The 24853-nt window shown below is 48.8% G+C and carries 15 protein-coding genes, 3 tRNA genes, 5 rRNA genes, 1 other RNA gene and 1 other annotated feature (1 of these 25 cut by a window edge); of the genes, 21 read left to right on the top strand and 3 right to left on the bottom strand.

Features of this window, described 5'->3' with window-relative positions; genetic code table 11:
• Positions 1–25: 25 nt before the first annotated feature.
• From ACV3PA_RS02505 to guaB, 5 genes are all read left to right on the top strand, one after another.
• Entirely contained in the window at positions 26–1069 is a 1044-nt protein-coding gene (locus ACV3PA_RS02505) for an HD-GYP domain-containing protein (RefSeq protein ID WP_053451958.1), read from the top strand.
• A gap of 347 nt (positions 1070–1416) precedes the next feature.
• Positions 1417–2978 (top strand): 16S ribosomal RNA (locus tag ACV3PA_RS02500).
• Positions 2979–3142: 164 nt separating this feature from the next.
• Positions 3143–6056: ribosomal RNA gene (locus ACV3PA_RS02495) — 23S ribosomal RNA — on the top strand.
• Positions 6057–6102: 46 nt separating this feature from the next.
• A 5S ribosomal RNA gene (gene rrf / locus ACV3PA_RS02490) occupies positions 6103–6218 on the top strand.
• Together the 16S, 23S and 5S rRNA genes form the textbook arrangement of a ribosomal RNA operon.
• Before the next feature lie 151 nt (positions 6219–6369).
• On the top strand, positions 6370–7836 hold the full coding sequence (gene guaB / locus ACV3PA_RS02485; protein WP_053451772.1) for an IMP dehydrogenase: 1467 nt from the start codon (positions 6370–6372) through the stop codon (positions 7834–7836).
• 42 nt (positions 7837–7878) lie between these two features.
• Here guaB and pdxR read toward each other — a convergent pair whose 3' ends face one another.
• Entirely contained in the window at positions 7879–9282 is a 1404-nt protein-coding gene (gene pdxR / locus ACV3PA_RS02480) for a MocR-like pyridoxine biosynthesis transcription factor PdxR (RefSeq protein WP_053451771.1), read from the bottom strand.
• A gap of 115 nt (positions 9283–9397) precedes the next feature.
• Here pdxR and pdxS point away from each other — a divergent pair, with 115 nt between their 5' ends.
• From pdxS to ACV3PA_RS02440, 8 genes are all read left to right on the top strand, one after another.
• A complete protein-coding gene (gene pdxS, locus ACV3PA_RS02475; RefSeq protein ID WP_053451770.1) occupies positions 9398–10285 on the top strand; it encodes a pyridoxal 5'-phosphate synthase lyase subunit PdxS in 888 nt (295 codons plus the stop codon).
• Positions 10279–10857, top strand: a complete 579-nt coding sequence (gene pdxT, locus ACV3PA_RS02470) for a pyridoxal 5'-phosphate synthase glutaminase subunit PdxT (RefSeq protein ID WP_456125546.1) — start codon at positions 10279–10281, stop codon at positions 10855–10857. Before pdxS ends, pdxT begins: the two co-directional genes overlap by 7 nt.
• Positions 10858–10948: 91 nt before the next feature.
• Positions 10949–12184: a D-alanyl-D-alanine carboxypeptidase family protein gene (locus tag ACV3PA_RS02465; RefSeq protein ID WP_053451768.1), complete on the top strand. Its 1236-nt coding sequence runs from the start codon at positions 10949–10951 to the stop codon at positions 12182–12184.
• A 12-nt stretch (positions 12185–12196) separates the two neighbouring features.
• Positions 12197–12404, top strand: a binding site (T-box leader).
• Between the two features lie 61 nt (positions 12405–12465).
• Complete coding sequence (gene serS / locus ACV3PA_RS02460; protein ID WP_456125545.1) at positions 12466–13743, top strand: serine--tRNA ligase; 1278 nt, start codon at positions 12466–12468, stop codon at positions 13741–13743.
• A gap of 136 nt (positions 13744–13879) precedes the next feature.
• Positions 13880–13970, top strand: a tRNA-Ser gene (locus ACV3PA_RS02455).
• A gap of 39 nt (positions 13971–14009) precedes the next feature.
• Positions 14010–14100: transfer RNA gene (locus tag ACV3PA_RS02450), tRNA-Ser, on the top strand.
• 35 nt (positions 14101–14135) lie between these two features.
• Positions 14136–14225: transfer RNA gene (locus ACV3PA_RS02445), tRNA-Ser, on the top strand.
• A gap of 102 nt (positions 14226–14327) precedes the next feature.
• Positions 14328–14792, top strand: coding sequence for a DinB family protein (locus ACV3PA_RS02440; protein ID WP_053451766.1), 465 nt, complete (start codon positions 14328–14330; stop codon positions 14790–14792).
• A 74-nt stretch (positions 14793–14866) separates the two neighbouring features.
• Here the strand turns inward: ACV3PA_RS02440 and ACV3PA_RS02435 are convergent, their stop codons facing one another.
• A complete protein-coding gene (locus ACV3PA_RS02435; RefSeq protein WP_023469877.1) occupies positions 14867–15544 on the bottom strand; it encodes a deoxynucleoside kinase in 678 nt (225 codons plus the stop codon).
• The gene (locus ACV3PA_RS02430) at positions 15541–16170 is read right to left on the bottom strand and encodes a deoxynucleoside kinase (protein WP_053451765.1); all 630 of its coding nucleotides are present in this window, start codon (positions 16168–16170) and stop codon (positions 15541–15543) included. Before ACV3PA_RS02430 ends, ACV3PA_RS02435 begins: the two co-directional genes overlap by 4 nt.
• Positions 16171–16278: 108 nt before the next feature.
• On the opposite strand from ACV3PA_RS02430, the gene tadA reads away from it, so the two are divergent.
• The 8 genes from tadA to ACV3PA_RS02390 form a co-directional block, all read left to right on the top strand.
• Positions 16279–16785, top strand: coding sequence for a tRNA adenosine(34) deaminase TadA (gene tadA / locus ACV3PA_RS02425; RefSeq protein ID WP_053451764.1), 507 nt, complete (start codon positions 16279–16281; stop codon positions 16783–16785).
• A gap of 48 nt (positions 16786–16833) precedes the next feature.
• Positions 16834–17100, top strand: an RNA gene (ffs, locus tag ACV3PA_RS02420) — signal recognition particle sRNA large type.
• 95 nt (positions 17101–17195) lie between these two features.
• On the top strand, positions 17196–18881 hold the full coding sequence (gene dnaX, locus ACV3PA_RS02415; protein ID WP_456125544.1) for a DNA polymerase III subunit gamma/tau: 1686 nt from the start codon (positions 17196–17198) through the stop codon (positions 18879–18881).
• Between the two features lie 18 nt (positions 18882–18899).
• Positions 18900–19220: a YbaB/EbfC family nucleoid-associated protein gene (locus ACV3PA_RS02410; RefSeq protein ID WP_029343040.1), complete on the top strand. Its 321-nt coding sequence runs from the start codon at positions 18900–18902 to the stop codon at positions 19218–19220.
• Between the two features lie 18 nt (positions 19221–19238).
• On the top strand, positions 19239–19838 hold the full coding sequence (recR, locus tag ACV3PA_RS02405; protein ID WP_023469882.1) for a recombination mediator RecR: 600 nt from the start codon (positions 19239–19241) through the stop codon (positions 19836–19838).
• A complete protein-coding gene (locus ACV3PA_RS02400; RefSeq protein ID WP_053451761.1) occupies positions 19835–20053 on the top strand; it encodes a YaaL family protein in 219 nt (72 codons plus the stop codon). The genes recR and ACV3PA_RS02400 overlap by 4 nt, the downstream gene beginning before the upstream one ends.
• 331 nt (positions 20054–20384) lie before the next feature.
• A 16S ribosomal RNA gene (locus ACV3PA_RS02395) occupies positions 20385–21946 on the top strand.
• Positions 21947–22110: 164 nt separating this feature from the next.
• A 23S ribosomal RNA gene (locus ACV3PA_RS02390) occupies positions 22111–24853 on the top strand (it continues 171 nt past the right edge of the window).

Genomic DNA, 24853 nt, shown 5'->3' with positions numbered 1-24853 from the left:
AAAGAAGAGAAAGGAACGAAGCGATATGCGAGTAGCGAGTAACCAGTTACGCATCGGGGATCGTTTGACTGAATCCATCTATTTACATACGGATCATCCGATCGTAGAAGCAGGAAAGAAAATAGGAAACGATGAGTTACGACGCATTCAACGTTTTTTGATCAAGGAAGTCGTCATTGAGGATCGACCAGATCTTGTAGAAGGTGAAGAGGTGCAGGTAGAAACAGTTGAAGCCCACACGGAACACCCTTTTGAAGAATTCATTCGCTCTTACAATAAAGTCTTCATGTCATGGGAACAAGGAATGAAGCCGAATGTGTATGACGCGTTGAGCTGGGTCAAACAATCTGTTCCAGAACGAATTACGAGAAAGGATGTCTTACCATTCTTCCTCGAGCGTGGAACAGAAGCTTATACAGTTCGACATGCCATTTATCGAGGGGCCGTTGCACAAATGCTTGCTGAAGCAGTCGGAAAAGACCGGAAAATGATTCATGAGCTATGGACGGCATCCTATTTTGCCGATTACGGACTAGCGCGGATCATGGAGTGGCGTCACACGAAACGATATGAAGCAATGCAACAAGAAATTTTTCAACGTCACCCGGCAATGGCATATCAAGCATTGCAAAAGGAGACGATCATCTCCGATACGGTTAATCGTTTGATTGTTCAACATCATGAACGTTTAGATGGGACCGGTTATCCTTTAAAGGTAAAAGGAGATAAGATTACGGATCATAGTCGACTTTTTATTGTCGCAGATGTTTTTGCTGCGATGACGAGCTGGCGTCCGTACCGAGAAGCTTATACACCGTTTGACGCATACCGTCACTTAAAAGCACGACCGATGCAATATTGTTCGAAGTATGTCTTATTGCTCGGGCAGTTACTTCTACCAATAGAAGTCGGAGATCGTGTGTTAATGAGTAATGGGAAGATTGCAACAATCGTTCGAAAGAATCCGATTTTTGATCGACCTGTTATTTCCTACGAAGAACAAGGACGGATGACGATTATTGATTTAATGGAAGAACGGCAACATAGTATTATTCAGTTAATGGATTGATGGTAAAAATGAGCAGCCTCTTAAGACGTTGTTATAGGGTTTAAGAGGCTTACTCATGATTTTAAAAATAATTTAAAATAAGTGTTGCGCAATAATAAAACGCATGATATATTATTACATGTCCTTAACAACGACAAGCGCTTGAAACAAACGAAAAAAACAATTTCAAAAAAGTTGTTGACTTCTTGTTTCAGACTTGGTATTCTAATTGAGTCGCCAAAACAGGCGCGGACGAACTTTGAAAACTGAACGATGAGGCAAAAACGTATTCTACGGAATACAAAAACGAATGAAGCGCAAGCTTCGTCAATCGTGACTTCGGTCACAACAACGAGCAAGTCAAACACTTTATGGAGAGTTTGATCCTGGCTCAGGACGAACGCTGGCGGCGTGCCTAATACATGCAAGTCGAGCGCAGGAAGCTGACGGAACTCTTCGGAGGGAAGGCAGTGGAATGAGCGGCGGACGGGTGAGTAACACGTAAGGAACCTGCCTCAAGGATTGGGATAACTCCGAGAAATCGGAGCTAATACCGGATAGTTCAACGGACCGCATGGTCCGCTGATGAAAGGCGCTCCGGCGTCACCTTGAGATGGCCTTGCGGTGCATTAGCTAGTTGGTGAGGTAACGGCCCACCAAGGCGACGATGCATAGCCGACCTGAGAGGGTGATCGGCCACACTGGGACTGAGACACGGCCCAGACTCCTACGGGAGGCAGCAGTAGGGAATCTTCCACAATGGACGAAAGTCTGATGGAGCAACGCCGCGTGAGTGATGAAGGTTTTCGGATCGTAAAACTCTGTTGTAAGGGAAGAACACGTACGAGAGGGAATGCTCGTACCTTGACGGTACCTTACGAGAAAGCCACGGCTAACTACGTGCCAGCAGCCGCGGTAATACGTAGGTGGCAAGCGTTGTCCGGAATTATTGGGCGTAAAGCGCGCGCAGGCGGCCTTTTAAGTCTGATGTGAAAGCCCCCGGCTCAACCGGGGAGGGCCATTGGAAACTGGAAGGCTTGAGTACAGAAGAGAAGAGTGGAATTCCACGTGTAGCGGTGAAATGCGTAGAGATGTGGAGGAACACCAGTGGCGAAGGCGACTCTTTGGTCTGTAACTGACGCTGAGGCGCGAAAGCGTGGGGAGCAAACAGGATTAGATACCCTGGTAGTCCACGCCGTAAACGATGAGTGCTAGGTGTTGGGGGGTTTCCGCCCCTCAGTGCTGAAGCTAACGCATTAAGCACTCCGCCTGGGGAGTACGGCCGCAAGGCTGAAACTCAAAGGAATTGACGGGGACCCGCACAAGCGGTGGAGCATGTGGTTTAATTCGAAGCAACGCGAAGAACCTTACCAACTCTTGACATCCCATTGACCGCTTGAGAGATCAAGTTTTCCCTTCGGGGACAATGGTGACAGGTGGTGCATGGTTGTCGTCAGCTCGTGTCGTGAGATGTTGGGTTAAGTCCCGCAACGAGCGCAACCCCTATCCTTAGTTGCCAGCATTTAGTTGGGCACTCTAGGGAGACTGCCGGTGACAAACCGGAGGAAGGTGGGGATGACGTCAAATCATCATGCCCCTTATGAGTTGGGCTACACACGTGCTACAATGGACGGTACAAAGGGCAGCGAGACCGCGAGGTGGAGCCAATCCCATAAAGCCGTTCCCAGTTCGGATTGCAGGCTGCAACTCGCCTGCATGAAGTCGGAATCGCTAGTAATCGCAGGTCAGCATACTGCGGTGAATACGTTCCCGGGTCTTGTACACACCGCCCGTCACACCACGAGAGTTTGCAACACCCGAAGCCGGTGAGGTAACCGCAAGGAGCCAGCCGTCGAAGGTGGGGTAGATGATTGGGGTGAAGTCGTAACAAGGTAGCCGTATCGGAAGGTGCGGCTGGATCACCTCCTTTCTAAGGAAAACGTCCCTTACGGGACATGCCCATCGTTCAGTTTTGAGAGCTCGTCTCTCAGTCTCGATAGAGACACTCGCACCTTGAAAACTGAAGACATCAACAAGACATCAAACTTTTTATAACCATGTCATTAGACGTGTGTTCTTAGAATACCAACGCTAGATCAAGGTATGAAGGGCGTACGGTGGATGCCTTGGCACTAGGAGCCGATGAAGGACGCGACGAACAGCGATATGCTTCGGGGAGCAGTAAGTATGCTTTGATCCGAAGATTTCCGAATGGGGGAACCCACCATCTGTAATGGGATGGGACATGTTACATGAATACATAGTGTAGCGTGAGGCAGACCCGGGGAACTGAAACATCTAAGTACCCGGAGGAAGAGAAAGCAAATGCGATTCCCTGAGTAGCGGCGAGCGAAACGGGAACAGCCCAAACCGAAGAGCATGCTCTTCGGGGTTGTAGGACACTCTATACGGAGTCAAAAAGGAAGACAGTAGGTGAAGGACCTGGAAAGGTCGGCCGAAGAAGGTGACAGCCCTGTAGCTGAAACTGTTTTCCCTCCAGAGTGGATCCTGAGTACGGCGGGACACGTGAAACCCCGTCGGAATCCGGGAGGACCATCTCCCAAGGCTAAATACTCCCTAGTGACCGATAGTGAACCAGTACCGTGAGGGAAAGGTGAAAAGCACCCCGGAAGGGGAGTGAAATAGATCCTGAAACCGTATGCCTACAAGTAGTCAGAGCCCGTTAATGGGTGATGGCGTGCCTTTTGTAGAATGAACCGGCGAGTTACGATAACGCGCGAGGTTAAGCCGATGAGGCGGAGCCGTAGCGAAAGCGAGTCTGAACAGGGCGTTCAGTGCGTTGTCGTAGACCCGAAACCAGGTGATCTACCCATGTCCAGGATGAAGGTCAGGTAACACTGACTGGAGGTCCGAACCCACGCACGTTGAAAAGTGCGGGGATGAGGTGTGGGTAGCGGTGAAATGCCAATCGAACCTGGAGATAGCTGGTTCTCCCCGAAATAGCTTTAGGGCTAGCCTCGAGGTTGAGAGTTCTGGAGGTAGAGCACTGATTGGACTAGGGGCCCCCACAGGGTTACCGAATTCAGTTAAACTCCGAATGCCAGCAACTTATACTCGGGAGTCAGACTGCGAGTGATAAGATCCGTAGTCAAGAGGGAAACAGCCCAGACCGCCAGCTAAGGTCCCAAAGTGTATGTTAAGTGGAAAAGGATGTGGCGCTGCCTAGACAGCTAGGATGTTGGCTTAGAAGCAGCCACCATTCAAAGAGTGCGTAATAGCTCACTAGTCGAGTGGCGCCGCGCCGAAAATGTAACGGGGCTAAACATACCACCGAAGCTGCGGATTCCGTAAGGAATGGTAGGGGAGCGTTCCAAACCGCTGTGAAGCTGTACCGGAAGGAGCAGTGGAGCGTTTGGAAGTGAGAATGCCGGTGTGAGTAGCGAAAAGAGGGGTGAGAATCCCCTCCGTCGAAAGCCCAAGGTTTCCTGAGGAAGGCTCGTCCGCTCAGGGTTAGTCTGGACCTAAGCCGAGGCCGAAAGGCGTAGGCGATGGATAACAGGTTGATATTCCTGTACCGCCGATCCACCGTTTGAACAATGGGGGGACGCAGGAGGATAGTGACGCATGCGGATGGAAGTGCATGTGCAAGTTTCAAGACCGTCTGATTGGCAAATCCGTCAGGCATCAAAGTCAAGGAACGACGCGGAGTCCCGTAGGGACGTAGGTCACGATTTCACACTGCCAAGAAAAGCCTCTAGTGAGGGGGAAGGCGCCAGTACCGTAAACCGACACAGGTAGGCGAGATGAGAATTCTAAGACGCGCGGGATAACTCTCGTTAAGGAACTCGGCAAAATGGTCCCGTAACTTCGGGAGAAGGGACGCTCTACACATGTAGAGCCGCAGTGAATAGGCCCAAACGACTGTTTAGCAAAAACACAGGTCTCTGCTAAATCGCAAGATGACGTATAGGGGCTGACGCCTGCCCGGTGCTGGAAGGTTAAGGGGATGGGTTAGCGCAAGCGAAGCTTTGAACCGAAGCCCCAGTAAACGGCGGCCGTAACTATAACGGTCCTAAGGTAGCGAAATTCCTTGTCGGGTAAGTTCCGACCCGCACGAAAGGCGTAACGATTTGGGCACTGTCTCAACGAGAGACCCGGTGAAATCATAGTACCTGTGAAGATGCAGGTTACCCGCGACAGGACGGAAAGACCCCATGGAGCTTTACTACAGCCTGATATTGAGGCTTTGTGCATGATGTACAGGATAGGCGGGAGACGTCGAGCCCGGAGCGCCAGCTTCGGAGGAGTCACCCTTGGGATACCGCCCTTCATGCATAGAGTCTCTAACTCGCAGCCGTCATCCGGCTGGAGGACCGTGTCAGGCGGGTAGTTTGACTGGGGCGGTCGCCTCCTAAACAGTAACGGAGGCGCCCAAAGGTTCCCTCAGAATGGTTGGAAATCATTCGTAGAGCGCAAAGGCAGAAGGGAGCTTGACTGCGAGACCTACAAGTCGAGCAGGGACGAAAGTCGGGCTTAGTGATCCGGTGGTTCCGCATGGAAGGGCCATCGCTCAACGGATAAAAGCTACCCTGGGGATAACAGGCTGATCTCCCCCAAGAGTCCACATCGACGGGGAGGTTTGGCACCTCGATGTCGGCTCATCGCATCCTGGGGCTGGAGTAGGTCCCAAGGGTTGGGCTGTTCGCCCATTAAAGCGGTACGCGAGCTGGGTTCAGAACGTCGTGAGACAGTTCGGTCCCTATCCGTCGTGGGCGCAGGAAATTTGAGGAGAGCTGTCCTTAGTACGAGAGGACCGGGATGGACGCACCGCTGGTGTACCAGTTGTTCCGCCAGGAGCATCGCTGGGTAGCTACGTGCGGACGGGATAAATGCTGAAAGCATCTAAGCATGAAGCCCCCTCCAAGATGAGATTTCCCTTTGAGTAATCAAGAAAGACCCCTCAGAGACGATGAGGTAGATAGGTCACGGGTGGAAGCATGGCGACATGTGGAGCTGAGTGATACTAATCGGTCGAGGCCTTGTTCTAGCAGATGCTTGTTGATGACTTCAGTTTTGAGGGCGCGAGCCCGTCGTCTGGTGACGATAGCCAAGTGGTCACACCCGTTCCCATGCCGAACACGGAAGTTAAGCACTTGAACGCCGAAAGTAGTTGGGGGCTTCCCCCTGTGAGGATAGGACGTTGCCAGGCACTTGACCGATCTGCAGATTGCAGGTCGGTCTTTTTGTGTTATGTGAAACTTCAGACTGTTCTGATTATTGGTCGAGTCATTGACATGACACCCTCTGCTTGTTACCATAACATCAATATTCTTTTATAAAAGAGAAAGCGAGTGGATAACATGTGGGAGAACAAATTTGCTAAAGAGGGTTTGACGTTTGATGACGTCTTACTCGTACCCCGTCGTTCGAGCGTCTTACCGCGCGACGTTGATTTATCTGTTACGCTATGCGAAGGGATTACACTTAATATCCCGTTGATCAGTGCTGGTATGGATACCGTCACGGAAGCACCAATGGCAATCGCTATGGCGCGCCAAGGTGGTCTTGGTGTCATTCATAAGAACATGTCAATGGAAGAACAAGCAGAACATGTCGATCGCGTCAAACGTTCTGAAAATGGTGTTATCACGAATCCGTTCTATTTGACGCCTGAGCGTCAAGTCTACGATGCAGAGTACTTAATGAGTAAGTATCGCATCTCAGGTGTTCCGATTGTTAATAATGAAACAGAGCGCAAACTAGTAGGGATTTTGACAAACCGTGATCTCCGTTTCGTCAAGGATTACTCGACTGTCATTGAAACGGTAATGACGACGGAAGAACTCGTAACAGCAAAAGTTGGTACGTCCCTCGTTGAAGCAGAACAGATTCTCCACAAACATCGCATCGAAAAGTTACCACTCGTTGATGAGAACGGTGTACTAAAAGGATTAATCACAACAAAAGATATCGAAAAAGTCGAACAGTATCCACATGCTGCGAAAGATCAGTTCGGTCGTTTACTCGTTGCAGCAGCTGTTGGTGTGACAAAAGACGCTTCGACACGTGCGAAGTTCCTAGTCGATGCAGGTGTTGATGCACTCGTCGTTGATACGGCTCACGGTCATTCAGAAGGTGTACTCGTCAAGGTACGTGAATTACGTGAAGAATATCCAAATTTACCAATCATTGCGGGTAACGTTGCAACAGCAGAAGCGACACGCGATTTGATTGAAGCAGGTGCATCAGTCATCAAGGTCGGTATTGGACCAGGTTCGATCTGTACGACACGTGTTGTTGCAGGCGTTGGTGTACCACAGATTACGGCTGTCTTCGATTGCGCGACAGAAGCACGGAAACATGGTGTCTCGATCATCGCTGATGGTGGTATCAAGTACTCTGGCGATATCGTGAAAGCACTCGCTGCCGGTGGACATGCAGTCATGCTCGGAAGCTTACTTGCAGGGGTAGAAGAGAGTCCAGGTGAGATGGAAATCTACCAAGGACGTCAATTCAAGACGTATCGCGGCATGGGGTCTGAAGCATCGATGAAACGTGGTAGCCAAGATCGTTACTTCCAAGAAGCAGACAAGAAGTTCGTTCCAGAAGGCATCGAAGGACGTGTCGCTTACCGTGGTAAACTCGGTGATTCTGTCTACCAACTCGTTGGCGGAATTCGTTCAGGTATGGGCTACTGTGGTGCTGCAACGTTAGAAGAGTTACGTGAAGAAACACAGTTCATCCGTATGACAGGTGCTGGGTTGCAAGAAAGCCACCCACACGACATCCAAATTACAAAAGAAGCATCTAACTATACACGTCAATAAGTAAAAGCCTCGTCTTTCTCCAGTAGAAAGACGAGGCTTTTCTCATGATGATATACGTAAGTCCCACGCATCCATCAATAATCGTAATCCAGCAGTTAATTCTTGCTCCGATAGACTCGCAAATCCAAGGACGATTTGAGGTGTATTGGAGAGTAGAGGGAGTTGCGCATATTGAGAGAGACCGTAAACTTGAATCCCTTGTTGTTGTGCTCGCTGTACGAGCTCTTGCTCTGTCATTCCGTTCGCGACGGATACGACGACGTGGAGTCCGGCACTTTCCCCGGTCAGTCGTAAGGCGGGAATCCGACGAAGGGATTGAATGAGGACATCCAGTTTTCTTCGATAGACTTTACGCATCCGATTGAGATGTCGTTCAAAATCACCTTCTTTCATGAAACGCGTTAAAATCGTTTGATCAAAGCGCGAGACACTACATGTATAATGTGATAATTCTGTTTGATACCGTGCACGTAAGACTTCTGGTAAGACCATATAACCAATCCGTAGCGAAGGCATGAGGGATTTTGAGAATGTACTCATGTAAATGACACGGTTACTGTCCATGTTATGCAGAGACGGAATCGATTTACCACTGTAGCGGAATTCGCTATCGTAATCGTCTTCAATGATAAATCGGGTCGGATCCATCGCCGCCCAGTTCAATAACTGGTGTCTTCGGTTGACGGACAAGATACTGCCGGATGGAAATTGATGCGCCGGTGTGACGTACATGACATCAACGTTTGATTCCTGTAATTGATCGATCCGTAAGCCATTTGCATCAACACGAATCGGCTCAATCATCCGCTCATGATTTTCGAGTAAGAGACGTGTCGTATGATAACCGGGATCCTCGATGCCGTACGTGACATTTCGCCCTAATAAGAAGAGGACAAGCGGTAAGAGTTGCTCAACCCCAGAACCAACAACGATCTGTTCTGGAGAACAGACGACACCACGTGAATGATAGAGATAGGTTGCAATCTCTTCGCGTAGCGCTAGATCGCCTTGCGGATGACCGAGTGAGACAAGGGGGTGGTGATCGGTATCGATGATGTCTTTTGCATACTTTCGCCAACGCGCGAACGGGAAAGAGATCCCTTCAATCTTACTTGGATGAAAATCATATGTGATGACTGGTCTTTCCGTAATCACGCGCGGTTGGATGACGGGTGAGGTTTTGACGTAGGCAAGTTCTTCATAGGCGAGCACGAAGTACCCCTTACGTGAGATGGATTCGACATACCCTTCTGCGACGAGTTGCTGATAGGCAAGTTCAATTGTCGTTTGACTTAAGTTCAAAAATTGACCGAGTTTTCGTTTAGATGGTAATTTCGTGCCGTACGCTAAACGACCAGCGATGATTTCATTTCGGATCTGTTGATAAAGTTGTTCATAAAGTGGTTTCTCTTGATCGCGTGTAAGTTGAAACGATAGCATATCCATCTTGTATACTCCTTTATAATAATCTGACCTGTTGAAATCATCATAAACTGATACTTTTAAAAGTGTCAACGTTCCGTATACTAAAGGGGTGAAAGTCAACCAAGGGGGAATGGATATGGAACGTCAACAAGGAACGGATCGTGTCAAACGTGGAATGGCTGAAATGCAAAAGGGTGGCGTCATCATGGATGTCGTCAATGCGGAACAAGCGAAGATTGCGGAAGCAGCAGGTGCTGTTGCAGTCATGGCGCTCGAACGTGTGCCGTCTGATATTCGTCGCGACGGGGGTGTCGCGCGAATGGCAGATCCATTGATTACGGAAGAGGTACTTGGAGCGGTCTCGATCCCAGTCATGGCGAAATGCCGGATCGGTCATATCGTCGAAGCGCGTGTTCTCGAATCAATGGGGGTTGATTTCATTGATGAGAGTGAGGTCCTGACACCGGCAGATGAGCAATACCATTTATTGAAGTCAGAGTTTACGGTGCCGTTCGTTTGTGGCGCACGTGATCTTGGGGAAGCTGCCCGTCGTATTGCCGAAGGAGCTGCGATGATTCGGACGAAAGGTGAGCCGGGAACCGGAAACGTCGTCGAAGCCGTTCGCCATATGCGACAAATTCAAGCGCAATTGAAGCAGATTTTGCATGTCAGTTCTGATGAATTGATGACATTTGCGAAAGAATGGGGTGCTCCGTACGAAGTATTACGCGATATTCGGACGCAGGGACGTTTACCGGTCGTTAATTTTGCAGCAGGCGGGGTCGCAACACCGGCAGATGCTGCCTTGATGATGCATCTTGGAGCAGATGGCGTCTTCGTCGGATCGGGAATCTTTAAATCGGAGCATCCGGAACGTGTCGCTCGCGCGATCGTCGAGGCTGTCACCTATAAAGATGATTTTGAACGGATTGCCTCTTTATCAAAAGGGCTTGGAACAGCGATGAAGGGAATCGATGTCACATCGATGCCGTTTGAGGAACGGATGGCGACACGCGGATGGTAATCGGTATTCTGGATGTTCAAGGTGCTGTCCGCGAACATCAACAGCAGCTTGAAGGTCTTGGTGTCGATGTCGTTCTCGTTAAACAAGTGAGCGATCTTGACGGACTCGATGGACTCGTCTTACCGGGAGGCGAATCGACAGCGATGCGTCGACTCATCGAACGCTATGAGTTACTTGAACCGCTTCGGGAGCGAGCGACATCGTTACCGATGTTCGGGACATGTGCTGGAATGATTTTACTCGCAACCGTCGTTGAAGCAGGGCAAAGTCACCTTAATACGATTTCAATGACGGTCCGTCGTAACGCTTTTGGTCGGCAAATCGACTCGTTTGAAGGACTATTGCCAGTTGAGGGGATTGAAGAGCCGATTGAGGCAGTCTTCATTCGGGCACCTTTGATTCTATCTGTCGGCGAAGGAACACGTATCATCGCAACGGTTGAAGAACAGATTGTTGCCGTTGAGACATCGCTTCACCTGGCGTGTTCGTTTCATCCGGAATTAACAGAGGACAATCGACTACATCGCTATTTTTTACAAAAAATTAAACAGCGTCAATCGATCCGTTCGTAAAGCGTGGAAGCATCTGACAGGTTCTACTGTCAGGTGCTTCTTTTGTGCTACACTATTTGTAAAATGAATGATTGAGTGAAGGAGAGACACGATGAAACGAATCTTGCTACTCTGTTTAAGTATCCTACTAGTCGTAGGTTTTCCTACAACGGGACAAGCGGCACCTTCGATTCAAGCAGAGTCTTACATAATGGCCGATGCGGTCACAGGGAAAATCCTCCTTCAATCGGAAGCGGATGTTTCTCTACCACCGGCTTCGATGACGAAGCTGATGACGCTTTACCTCGTCCGACGACAAATCGAACTAAAAAAACTGACGTGGGATCAAAAAATTACACCTAGCGAGAAAGTCTTGAAACTAGCAAAAACGTCTGGTATCACTCGTGTACCAGTTAAAAGAAAAGCGTATACGGTTCGCGAAATGTATAACGCGGCGTTCATTCAATCTGCAAATGATGCAGCCGTCATGTTGGCCGAGACCGTAGCCGGTTCGGAGGCGACGTTCGTTGAAAAAATGAATGAGGCAGCGAAACAATTTGGTATGAACGATACAGAATATGCAAATGCGTCTGGTCTTGATGCAGTCGATGCGACACTTCCTGGAACAAATTTAATGACGGCGACAGATATTGCATTACTCATCATCCGCTATATTAAAGATTACCCGGATGTACTGGATGTAACGAGTAAAACAAAAATGAGACTTAATGGAGAGGTCTTAAATAATTCGAATAAGATGCTTTCGAAGAAGAAGTTTTCTTACGATGGTATGCGAGGAATGAAGACAGGAATGACAGATTTAGCGGGGTACTGCTTTGCGAGTGTGACGACGCGAGATAATATGACACTGGTCACAGTCGTCATGCGAACGGATTCCGATCAAGCCCGTTTCAAGGAAACGAAAAAGCTACTCGACTATGGTTTTGCGACGTTTGAGCCATTGACGTATTATGGAAAAGGCGAACGCATCAAAGACGTCCTTCCGATTAAAGGCGCAACCGTTCGAAAATTAGATGTCGTCACTGATGGCTCGTTGTACGTCACGGTACCGAAGCAAACGACGACACGTGAACCACGTTTCGAATTCTCGAAAACGACAGCTCCTGTAACAAAACAAGAAGTTGTCGGAACGGTGCAAGTCGCGGATGACGGTGTCTATCTACCAGGATTTGAGACACCGCACGTGAATTTGTATAGTGCAACTGCCGTTCAACTCGCAAGTGTACCGACACGTCTCGTACGTGCCTGGACAGCTTGGTCGAAACGGATTGAGCAAGCGATTCAACAATCGGCTCTTGTCAATCTCCAAGGCGATGGTGTAAAGTAAAGCTAATCTCATAAAGATGCTATGAACGGACCAAGTAGATGTATCGATACTGTTAAGAGAGCTAGTGGGTGGTGTGAACTAGTCAGATCGATGGATTGAATCGAGCCGGATCGCACACCTTGCGAACAAGGTGCGGGTACGCCCGTTATCGCGTCTTAAGTTGGCTAGATGTGTCTAGCAATGAGGGTGGCAACGCGGATCCAGGTGATTCGTCCCTTTTCGGTAGAAATACCGGAAAGAGACGAGTCGCCTTTTTTTATGACATAAAGGAGGAATTACAAATGATTGATATTAAACGATTACGCCAAGATTTTGACGCCATTCAAGAAAAGTTAGCGCACCGAGGAGAGGACTTAACGGACATGAACCGTTTCCTCGCGCTCGATGAAAAACGCCGAGAGTTAATTGCGCGGACGGAAGTCTTGAAAGCAGAACGAAATGAAGCGACGAAAAAAATCGCTGAACTCAAACGCAATAAAGAAAATGCAGATGAAGCAATCGTCGCGATGCGCAGTGTCGGGGATGAGATCAAGACACTTGATGAAGAGTTACGTGACGTTGAAGCGACATTAAATCAGATTCTCCTTGGTATCCCGAATATTCCACATGACAGCGTACCCGTCGGTTCTTCTGAAGATGACAATGTCGTCTTACGTGAAGTCGGTGACAAACCAGCGTTTGACTTCGAAGCAGTTCCACATTGGGACTTGATGGAGCAATTGAAAATTGTCGATGTCGAGCGTGCCGGAAAAGTCACGGGTAGCCGCTTCGTCTTTTATCGTGGTGCCGGTGCACGTCTTGAGCGGGCATTGATCAACTTCATGATGGATCTTCACCAAGATCAGCACGGATACACAGAAATCTTGCCACCACTCATGGTCAACCGCGATTCAATGACAGGAACAGGTCAACTGCCGAAGTTCGAAGAGGATGCGTTTAAGATTGAAGAAACGAACTACTTCCTCGTACCAACTGCAGAAGTTCCTGTTACGAACATGCATCGTGAAGAAATCTTAACGGCAGATCAGTTACCAATCGGCTATGCAGCATACAGCCAATGTTTCCGTTCAGAAGCCGGTTCTGCTGGACGCGATACACGTGGATTGATTCGCCAGCATCAATTCAATAAAGTTGAGCTCGTTCGTTTCGTTAAACCAGAAGAGTCTTACGAGCAACTTGAATTGTTAACAGGACAAGCAGAAACAGTCTTGAAAAAGCTGAAGCTTCCGTACCAAGTATTGAGCATGTGTACAGCCGATCTCGGATTTACAGCTGCGAAGAAATATGATATCGAAGTTTGGATGCCAAGCCAAGGCGTTTACCGTGAGATCTCTTCTTGTTCAAACTTTGAAGATTTCCAAGCACGCCGGGCGCAAATTCGTTTCCGCCGCGAAGCGAACGCGAAGCCAGAGTTCGTTCATACATTAAACGGTTCTGCTCTTGCAGTCGGTCGGACAGTTGCTGCGATCTTAGAGAACTACCAGCAAGCGGATGGATCAGTTGTTATTCCAGAAGTGCTTCGTCCATACATGGGTGGTCTTGAAGTGATTCAACCTTAAGTTAAAAAGGGGGCGATCCCCCCTTTTTACTTTTAAAAAAGTTTTTTTAGAAAAGGGCTTTACACGGTAAAAGCCAGATGCTATCATAATTAATGTCAGGAAAACAACCGAATCATAACAGTGTTATGAGAAGTACGGAGGCGTACTCAAGTGGTTTAAGAGAACGGTCTTGAAAACCGTCAGGCGGCGAAAGCCGTGCGTGGGTTCGAATCCCACCGCCTCCTCCATTTTTATTTTTTGACAACGACATGCATGTTTTATAGCTTGGAGGCGTACTCAAGTGGTTTAAGAGAACGGTCTTGAAAACCGTCAGGCGGCGAAAGCCGTGCGTGGGTTCGAATCCCACCGCCTCCTCCACTTCTTTTTTTTTACCCAAAAATAACAATAATCATGGAGTCGTACCCAAGTCCGGCTGAAGGGGACGGACTCGAAATCCGTTAGGGGTCGCAAGGCTCGCGTGGGTTCGAATCCCACCGACTCCGCTTTTTATAAAGCATCTCCATTGTGAGGTGCTTTTTTGTTGCATCAATTTCTTCGTGCATGCTATGGTTGCCTACGTGAAAAACGAAGAAGAGGTGGACGAAATGAACGAACAAACAAAAGAATCGTTGCTTTCGCATTATGCGATGACGATGACATATGTAAAAGATTTAGAACAGATTTCGGAAGAAGCATGGCGGACATCGTATGCGGAAGATAAGTGGACGGTTGCTGAAATCATTGGTCACTTATCACCATGGGATCGGTTCATGGTCGCAGAACGTATCCCGTATTTGCTCGCGGGTGAACCATTCCGCATCGCACCGGATAGCCAAGCTGTTAATGATGAAGCAGCGAAGATGAGTCGTGAGCAGCAGCGGATCTTGACGATTGATGAGTTTTTAGTCAGCCGTGACTTATTGCGTCGTGCCGTCGAATTGATTCCAGAAGATCGCCTGCAAGATAAAGTCGTCATTAAAGACAAAGAGTTGACGATTGGTCAGTTCCTCGGAGCGATGACTCAACATGATTTACACCATATGAAACAAATCAATCAAGTGATTGGTTAATAGGAGGGAGATGCGAGACGCGTCTCCTTTTTTTTGTGCAAAAAAAGATCCACCTAAGAGGCAGATCTGATCAGTTAGCGTGTATTGGCAATGCGAGCAACTTCGAGTTGTTTTTCAATCTTCGCAAGAATCCGGTCGATGGATTCTGGCTCGTTTAGTAGATCGTATTCATCGATCGACAAACGGAGTACCGGGCAGATCGTGAAGTTATTGATCCAGTTCGTATAGCGTTCGTACATCTCTTCCCAATATTCGATTGGAGTCTGTTGCTCCATCTCACGTCCGCGAAGACGAATTCGTTCAAGAACTTGCTCGAACGAACCTTCGAGATAGATTAAGAGATCCGGATGTGGGAAGAATGGTGTCATGACCATTGCGTCAAACAAACTTGAATATGTTTCATAGTCCGTTGGAGACATCGTTCCTTTTTCGAAATGCATCTTGGCGAAGATTCCTGTATCTTCATAGATTGAACGATCTTGGATGAAACCGCCACCGTATTGGAAAATCCGCTTTTGCTCCTTGAAGCGTTCAGCTAGGAAATAGATTTGGAGATGGAAGCTCCAGCGCTCGAAATCATGATAAAATTTATCCAAGTAAGGATTCGTATCGACTTTTTCGAGTGACGTCCGGAAACCAAGGGCATCTGCTAATCCGTTTGTGATCGTTGATTTACCGATCCCAACCATACCGCCGATCGTAATGACGGCATCTGCCGGGATGTTGTATTTTTCGCGTAGCTTCAAGTTCATGCGTGGTTCGCTCCTTCATATAATTCGTTCCGGATTGTCGTCAAGACGTACTCGAGATCTTCCGGTCGCTTGACGAAGTCGAGTGCATCCCCATCGAAACGGATGATTTTGACTTCCGGATGTTTAGCTTGATATTCCGTGACGAATGTCTCGTAATCCTCTGCCAATTGTTCGAGATAAGCACGTGACATATTTTCTTCGATTTCTCGTCCGCGCAGCGCCACACGTTTCATCAAGGTGTCGATGCTTGCGTTCAAGTAGATGACAGCATCCGGTTTTGGCATGTCCGTCGTCAGGATCGAATAGATTTGTTGGTACTTCTCGAGATGCTCTACCTTGAGAGAGCGGTGTGCAAAGATCAAGTTCTTAAAGATATGGTAATCAGCAACGACAGAGCGTTGTTTACTGAGGTAATGACGTTCGATATCATCGAGTTGTTTGAAGCGATTGCACAAGAAGAACATTTCCGTCTGGAAGCTCCATTCTTCGATATCTTCATAGAACTTTCCAAGAAAGGGATTTTCTTCGACGATTTCGCGTAACATAGAAAAAGAGAAATGGTGACTGATGGCGTTCGCAAGTGATGTTTTGCCTACACCAATCGGTCCTTCAACCGTTATGAACATATACAATGACCCTCCGTTCAGCAAAGTGCAATTTATATTTTAGCACAAAGAAGTACGACTTGCTGAAGTTTCAAAAGGAGAATTTTTTTAGAGTGAGGAGTATCATCGATGGAACGACAGGAACACTACATGCGTCTTGCAATCGAAGAGGCAAAAAAGGCAGAAAAGATTGGAGAAGTTCCAATTGGATGTGTCATCATCAAAAACGATGAAGTCATCGCGACTGGTTACAATCACCGGGAAACGGATCAACAGGCGACGGCACATGCCGAGTTGATCGCAATTGAAGAAGCATGTCGAAAGCTCGGAAACTGGCGACTTGAAGGATGTGAGTTGTACGTGACACTCGAACCGTGTCCGATGTGTGCAGGGGCCATCATGTTATCGCGGATCGAACATGTTATTTTTGGTGCTGTTGATCCGAAGGGTGGATGTTGCGGAACGTTGATGAATCTAGTGCAAGACGATCGGTTCAATCACGTCTCGCAACTGACAAGCGGTATATTAGAAAAAGAGTGTGGTGAAATGTTGACGACGTTCTTTCGGGAACTACGTGCGAAAAAGAAAGCACGAAAGCGGGCAATGGGTTGCATCACACCAGATGAAACAGTATAATGAAAAAGCACTGAAACAAGGTGCCACTAAAAATCGATAAACCATTTGCCGTGCTAGGTGGGGATGTAGCGGTTCCCTGTCACTCGCAATCCGCTATAGCGAGACTGAATTCCATGTCGAGGGATATGATTGGTGTGGTCTGCCTCACGTAAGTAGCGTTGACGTTTGAGTCCTGCGCAACAGATACCCATGAACCAGGTCAGGTCCGGAAGGAAGCAGCCTTAAGTGGTGCTCTCTGTGTGTTGCAGGGGTGCTTGGACTGAGCAGGCTGCGTGAGTAACGCATGTTGAACATATTTCAGAATATGGTGCGCGGCAGTTTAATTTTTAAAGACAAGTCTACAGCCGGTTTCGGTTGTAGACTTTTTTAGGTAAAATAGAATGAGGAACTTAAAAAGAGGAGGCGCAAACTTGGCCTATCAAGCACTATACCGCGTATATCGTCCGCAACGATTCGACGAAGTCGTTGGACAAGCGCATATCACCCGAACGATCCAAAATGCATTGATGGAGGGACGGATGTCCCACGCCTATCTATTTTCGGGTCCTCGAGGAACGGGAAAGACCAGTCTTGCCAAAATCATCGCCAAAGCGATCAACTGTGAGCAGGCTCCGGTCAAAGAACCGTGTAATACATGTCCGACGTGTCTTGCAATCACGGAAGGATCAAGTCCGGACGTTTTCGAAATCGATGCGGCTTCGAATAACGGCGTAGATGAGATTCGAGAAATCCGGGATAAAGTCAAATATCCACCTTCAGAAGCAGCTTACAAGGTCTATATCATTGATGAAGTACACATGTTGTCGACGGGTGCCTTTAATGCATTACTCAAAACACTAGAAGAACCACCGGCACACGCGATCTTCATCTTAGCAACGACCGAACCGCATAAAATTCCGGCGACGATCATCTCACGTTGCCAACGTTTCGATGTGAAGCGACATGAAGTCGATCAACTCGTAGAGCGGATGCAATATATCTTAAAAGACCAATCGATCGATTATTCGGATACGGCCTTACGGTTGATTGCTCGGGCAGCGGATGGCGGCATGCGTGATGCACTGAGTCTACTCGATCAAGCAGTCGCTTTTTCAAACGGTGATCTAAACGATGCAGCTGTTCTTGAAGTAACAGGTGCGGTAGAAGATGAAGCATTACTAAACATTGCCCGTGCCTTGCATGAACATCAAGTCGACCAGTTGTTACAGACGCTTGAGACGATGCAACGAGCGGGAAAGGACTTGAAGCGATTCGTAGAGGATCTCGTCTTCTTTTACCGAGATACGCTGTTATTAAAAGCATCTCCTACAGCTGTTGATTTACTAGAGCGTGCTCGCCCGACGGATGAGTTCAAACAATTCGTCGAATCGATTGAAGCGGAGACATGCTTTACGATCATTGATCAGTTGCATGACTGCCAGCAACAGATGCGATTAACGAATCACCCCCGAGTCCTCGTTGAGATTGCCTTCATTCAGATTGCAGAACAAGGTCGAACGACGGGACAAATCGTTCAATCGTTGCAACAAGAAGTCCGTGAGATGAAAGAACAAATGCATCAATGGAAGTCGAACGGTGTTCCAGCTCAAGAAGCAACAACGCCGCAAGCGCAACCGAAGCGGAAACAAGGGCGACCAACTGTACGGATTGCGAAAGAGCGCATTCGTCAAATGTTAGGACGGGCAGAGAAAGCCCAATTGCGTGAAATTCAAGAACGGTGGGATCACATCTTGAAGTGGATCCTAAAAGAGGATGGACCAATCTATTCATTACTCCATGAGAGTAAACCTGTTCTTTGTTCAGCGGATACGTTGCTGATTGAATTTGATGATGGGAAGGGATGGCACTTTGAACAGGTCATGACGAATGAACGAACTCGTTTCGTCATTGAAGAAGCGTTGTATGAAGTATGCGGCGTCAAACGTGAAATTTTAGCGATTCTTTCGAAGGATTGGCATGAACTGAAAGCAGAGTTTGTTGCTAAGCGAAATAGTAGTAGTATAGAAGAGAAGGAAACAAAACAAGAATCGGAGAGCGATCAGTTATTGTCCGAGACGCTTGGTCGTTTTGGTGATATCGTAGAGTTCGAAGATTAAATTCGAGGAGGAATACAGATGCGCGGAATGGGAAACATGAACAATATGATGAAACAGATGCAAAAGATGCAAAAGGATATGGCAAAAGCACAAGAAGAGCTAAAAGATTTAACAGTAACAGGTACAGCAGGCGGAGAAATGGTCTCAGTCGTTGCAGATGGTCATAAAAATATCGTAGATGTCATCATTAAAGAAGAAGTCGTCGATCCAGATGATGTTGAAATGATTCAAGATCTCGTCTTAGCTGCAACAAATGATGCTTTGAAGAAGGTCGATGAACTCGTATCAAGTAAAATGGGGAAATTCACACAAGGTATGAATCTGCCGGGAATGTTTTAATTCGTAGGAGGAAACCACTTGCAATATCCTGAAGCGATTAGTCGTTTGATCGAAAGTTTTACGAAACTACCGGGGATTGGTCCGAAGACAGCAGTGCGTCTAGCATTTCATGTCCTGGATATGGAAGAAGACGATGTCTTGATGTTCGGTAAGGCTTTAGTCAGTGCGAAGCGTGATATTGCCTATTGTAGTGTTTGCGGGAATATCACGGATCAAGATCCTTGTTATGTATGTACAGATAAGCACCGAAATCGTACAATCGTCTGCGTCGTTCAAGATTCAAGAGATGTCATTGCGATGGAAAAGATGCGAGATTATCAAGGATTGTATCACGTCTTACATGGGGCGATCAGTCCAATGGAAGGGATCGGTCCAGAAGATATCAATGTCTCGAGTCTTTTGACACGTCTTCAAGCGGATGAGGCGATTACAGAAGTCATCTTAGCAACGAATCCGAATATTGAAGGGGAAGCGACGGCGATGTATCTATCGCGTCTTTTAAAACCAACAGGTATTCGGATTACGCGGATTGCCCATGGTCTTCCAGTAGGGGGAGATCTTGAATACGCGGATGAAGTAACTTTATCTCGTGCAATGGAGGGACGCCGCGAACTATGAGTTGGTTTCGAAAAAAAATTCGCAATGAGTACGATCAGCGTTTGTTAGAAGAATTAGCAAAAGCAAAAGAAGATTATTTAATGAAACGTCATCTTCTAGAAATCAGTTACGACGATTACGGTGACTTAGAAGCACAAATGAAGTTAGCGGAATCGCTGTATTTCTTCTATATAAGCGAAGCGAAAAGAAGACGCGTCTCGTTAATGATGAAGTAAACCGCAGCCACTCTTGTCTGCGGTTTTTATATGTTTTAAAAAACTATAAATTATTTTAATAAAGTAGTTGCGTCTGTCTAACTATCGTGATATATTAATTCATGTCCTCAAGAGGACGAGCGCTTACGGCAAACAAGTAAAAAACAATTTTAAAAAAGTTGTTGACTTCTTGTTTCAGACTTGGTATTCTAATTGAGTCGCCAAAACAGGCGCGGACGAACTTTGAAAACTGAACGATGAGGCAAAAACGTATTCTACGGAATACAAAAACGAATGAAGCGCAAGCTTCGTCAATCGTGACTTCGGTCACAACAACGAGCAAGTCAAACACTTTATGGAGAGTTTGATCCTGGCTCAGGACGAACGCTGGCGGCGTGCCTAATACATGCAAGTCGAGCGCAGGAAGCTGACGGAACTCTTCGGAGGGAAGGCAGTGGAATGAGCGGCGGACGGGTGAGTAACACGTAAGGAACCTGCCTCAAGGATTGGGATAACTCCGAGAAATCGGAGCTAATACCGGATAGTTCAACGGACCGCATGGTCCGCTGATGAAAGGCGCTTCGGCGTCACCTTGAGATGGCCTTGCGGTGCATTAGCTAGTTGGTGAGGTAACGGCCCACCAAGGCGACGATGCATAGCCGACCTGAGAGGGTGATCGGCCACACTGGGACTGAGACACGGCCCAGACTCCTACGGGAGGCAGCAGTAGGGAATCTTCCACAATGGACGAAAGTCTGATGGAGCAACGCCGCGTGAGTGATGAAGGTTTTCGGATCGTAAAACTCTGTTGTAAGGGAAGAACACGTACGAGAGGGAATGCTCGTACCTTGACGGTACCTTACGAGAAAGCCACGGCTAACTACGTGCCAGCAGCCGCGGTAATACGTAGGTGGCAAGCGTTGTCCGGAATTATTGGGCGTAAAGCGCGCGCAGGCGGCCTTTTAAGTCTGATGTGAAAGCCCCCGGCTCAACCGGGGAGGGCCATTGGAAACTGGAAGGCTTGAGTACAGAAGAGAAGAGTGGAATTCCACGTGTAGCGGTGAAATGCGTAGAGATGTGGAGGAACACCAGTGGCGAAGGCGACTCTTTGGTCTGTAACTGACGCTGAGGCGCGAAAGCGTGGGGAGCAAACAGGATTAGATACCCTGGTAGTCCACGCCGTAAACGATGAGTGCTAGGTGTTGGGGGGTTTCCGCCCCTCAGTGCTGAAGCTAACGCATTAAGCACTCCGCCTGGGGAGTACGGCCGCAAGGCTGAAACTCAAAGGAATTGACGGGGACCCGCACAAGCGGTGGAGCATGTGGTTTAATTCGAAGCAACGCGAAGAACCTTACCAACTCTTGACATCCCATTGACCGCTTGAGAGATCAAGTTTTCCCTTCGGGGACAATGGTGACAGGTGGTGCATGGTTGTCGTCAGCTCGTGTCGTGAGATGTTGGGTTAAGTCCCGCAACGAGCGCAACCCCTATCCTTAGTTGCCAGCATTTAGTTGGGCACTCTAGGGAGACTGCCGGTGACAAACCGGAGGAAGGTGGGGATGACGTCAAATCATCATGCCCCTTATGAGTTGGGCTACACACGTGCTACAATGGACGGTACAAAGGGCAGCGAGACCGCGAGGTGGAGCCAATCCCATAAAGCCGTTCCCAGTTCGGATTGCAGGCTGCAACTCGCCTGCATGAAGTCGGAATCGCTAGTAATCGCAGGTCAGCATACTGCGGTGAATACGTTCCCGGGTCTTGTACACACCGCCCGTCACACCACGAGAGTTTGCAACACCCGAAGCCGGTGAGGTAACCGCAAGGAGCCAGCCGTCGAAGGTGGGGTAGATGATTGGGGTGAAGTCGTAACAAGGTAGCCGTATCGGAAGGTGCGGCTGGATCACCTCCTTTCTAAGGAAAACGTCCCTTACGGGACATGCCCATCGTTCAGTTTTGAGAGCTCGTCTCTCAGTCTCGATAGAGACACTCGCACCTTGAAAACTGAAGACATCAACAAGACATCAAACTTTTTATAACCATGTCATTAGACGTGTGTTCTTAGAATACCAACGCTAGATCAAGGTATGAAGGGCGTACGGTGGATGCCTTGGCACTAGGAGCCGATGAAGGACGCGACGAACAGCGATATGCTTCGGGGAGCAGTAAGTATGCTTTGATCCGAAGATTTCCGAATGGGGGAACCCACCATCTGTAATGGGATGGGACATGTTACATGAATACATAGTGTAGCGTGAGGCAGACCCGGGGAACTGAAACATCTAAGTACCCGGAGGAAGAGAAAGCAAATGCGATTCCCTGAGTAGCGGCGAGCGAAACGGGAACAGCCCAAACCGAAGAGCATGCTCTTCGGGGTTGTAGGACACTCTATACGGAGTCAAAAAGGAAGACAGTAGGTGAAGGACCTGGAAAGGTCGGCCGAAGAAGGTGACAGCCCTGTAGCTGAAACTGTTTTCCCTCCAGAGTGGATCCTGAGTACGGCGGGACACGTGAAACCCCGTCGGAATCCGGGAGGACCATCTCCCAAGGCTAAATACTCCCTAGTGACCGATAGTGAACCAGTACCGTGAGGGAAAGGTGAAAAGCACCCCGGAAGGGGAGTGAAATAGATCCTGAAACCGTATGCCTACAAGTAGTCAGAGCCCGTTAATGGGTGATGGCGTGCCTTTTGTAGAATGAACCGGCGAGTTACGATAACGCGCGAGGTTAAGCCGATGAGGCGGAGCCGTAGCGAAAGCGAGTCTGAACAGGGCGTTCAGTGCGTTGTCGTAGACCCGAAACCAGGTGATCTACCCATGTCCAGGATGAAGGTCAGGTAACACTGACTGGAGGTCCGAACCCACGCACGTTGAAAAGTGCGGGGATGAGGTGTGGGTAGCGGTGAAATGCCAATCGAACCTGGAGATAGCTGGTTCTCCCCGAAATAGCTTTAGGGCTAGCCTCGAGGTTGAGAGTTCTGGAGGTAGAGCACTGATTGGACTAGGGGCCCCCACAGGGTTACCGAATTCAGTTAAACTCCGAATGCCAGCAACTTATACTCGGGAGTCAGACTGCGAGTGATAAGATCCGTAGTCAAGAGGGAAACAGCCCAGACCGCCAGCTAAGGTCCCAAAGTGTATGTTAAGTGGAAAAGGATGTGGCGCTGCCTAGACAGCTAGGATGTTGGCTTAGAAGCAGCCACCATTCAAAGAGTGCGTAATAGCTCACTAGTCGAGTGGCGCCGCGCCGAAAATGTAACGGGGCTAAACATACCACCGAAGCTGCGGATTCCGTAAGGAATGGTAGGGGAGCGTTCCAAACCGCTGTGAAGCTGTACCGGAAGGAGCAGTGGAGCGTTTGGAAGTGAGAATGCCGGTGTGAGTAGCGAAAAGAGGGGTGAGAATCCCCTCCGTCGAAAGCCCAAGGTTTCCTGAGGAAGGCTCGTCCGCTCAGGGTTAGTCTGGACCTAAGCCGAGGCCGAAAGGCGTAGGCGATGGATAACAGGTTGATATTCCTGTACCGCCGATCCACCGTTTGAACAATGGGGGGACGCAGGAGGATAGTGACGCATGCGGATGGAAGTGCATGTGCAAGTTTCAAGACCGTCTGATTGGCAAATCCGTCAGGCATCAAAGTCAAGGAACGACGCGGAGTCCCGTAGGGACGTAGGTCACGATTTCACACTGCCAAGAAAAGCCTCTAGTGAGGGGGAAGGCGCCAGTACCGTAAACCGACACAGGTAGGCGAGATGAGAATTCTAAGACGCGCGGGATAACTCTCGTTAAGGAACTCGGCAAAATGGTCCCGTAACTTCGGGAGAAGGGACGCTCTACACATGTAGAGCCGCAGTGAATAGGCCCAAACGACTGTTTAGCAAAAACACAGGTCTCTGCTAAATCGCAAGATGACGTATAGGGGCTGACGCCTGCCCGGTGCTGGAAGGTTAAGGGGATGGGTTAGCGCAAGCGAAGCTTTGAACCGAAGCCCCAGTAAACGGCGGCCGTAACTATAACGGTCCTAAGGTAGCGAAATTCCTTGTCGGGTAAGTTCCGACCCGCACGAAAGGCGTAACGATTTGGGCACTGTCTCAACGAGAGACCCGGTGAAATCATAGTACCTGTGAAGATGCAGGTTACCCGCGACAGGACGGAAAGACCCCATGGAGCTTTACTACAGCCTGATATTGAGGCTTTGTGCATGATGTACAGGATAGGCGGGAGACGTCGAGCCCGGAGCGCCAGCTTCGGAGGAGTCACCCTTGGGATACCGCCCTTCATGCATAGAGTCTCTAACTCGCAGCCGTCATCCGGCTGGAGGACCGTGTCAGGCGGGTAGTTTGACTGGGGCGGTCGCCTCCTAAACAGTAACGGAGGCGCCCAAAGGTTCCCTCAGAATGGTTGGAAATCATTCGTAGAGCGCAAAGGCAGAAGGGAGCTTGACTGCGAGACCTACAAGTCGAGCAGGGACGAAAGTCGGGCTTAGTGATCCGGTGGTTCCGCATGGAAGGGCCATCGCTCAACGGATAAAAGCTACCCTGGGGATAACAGGCTGATCTCCCCCAAGAGTCCACATCGACGGGGAGGTTTGGCACCTCGATGTCGGCTCATCGCATCCTGGGGCTGGAGTAGGTCCCAAGGGTTGGGCTGTTCGCCCATTAAAGCGGTACGCGAGCTGGGTTCAGAACGTCGTGAGACAGTTCGGTCCCTATCCGTCGTGGGCGCAGGAAATTTGAGGAGAGCTGTCCTTAGTACGAGAGGACCGGGATGGACGCACCGCTGGTGTACCAGTTGTTCCGCCAGGAGCATCGCTGGGTAGCTACGT

This window comes from Exiguobacterium sp. EA-TM-5, assembly GCF_053878415.1.
This window is presented reverse-complemented; position numbering and strand designations above follow the sequence as displayed.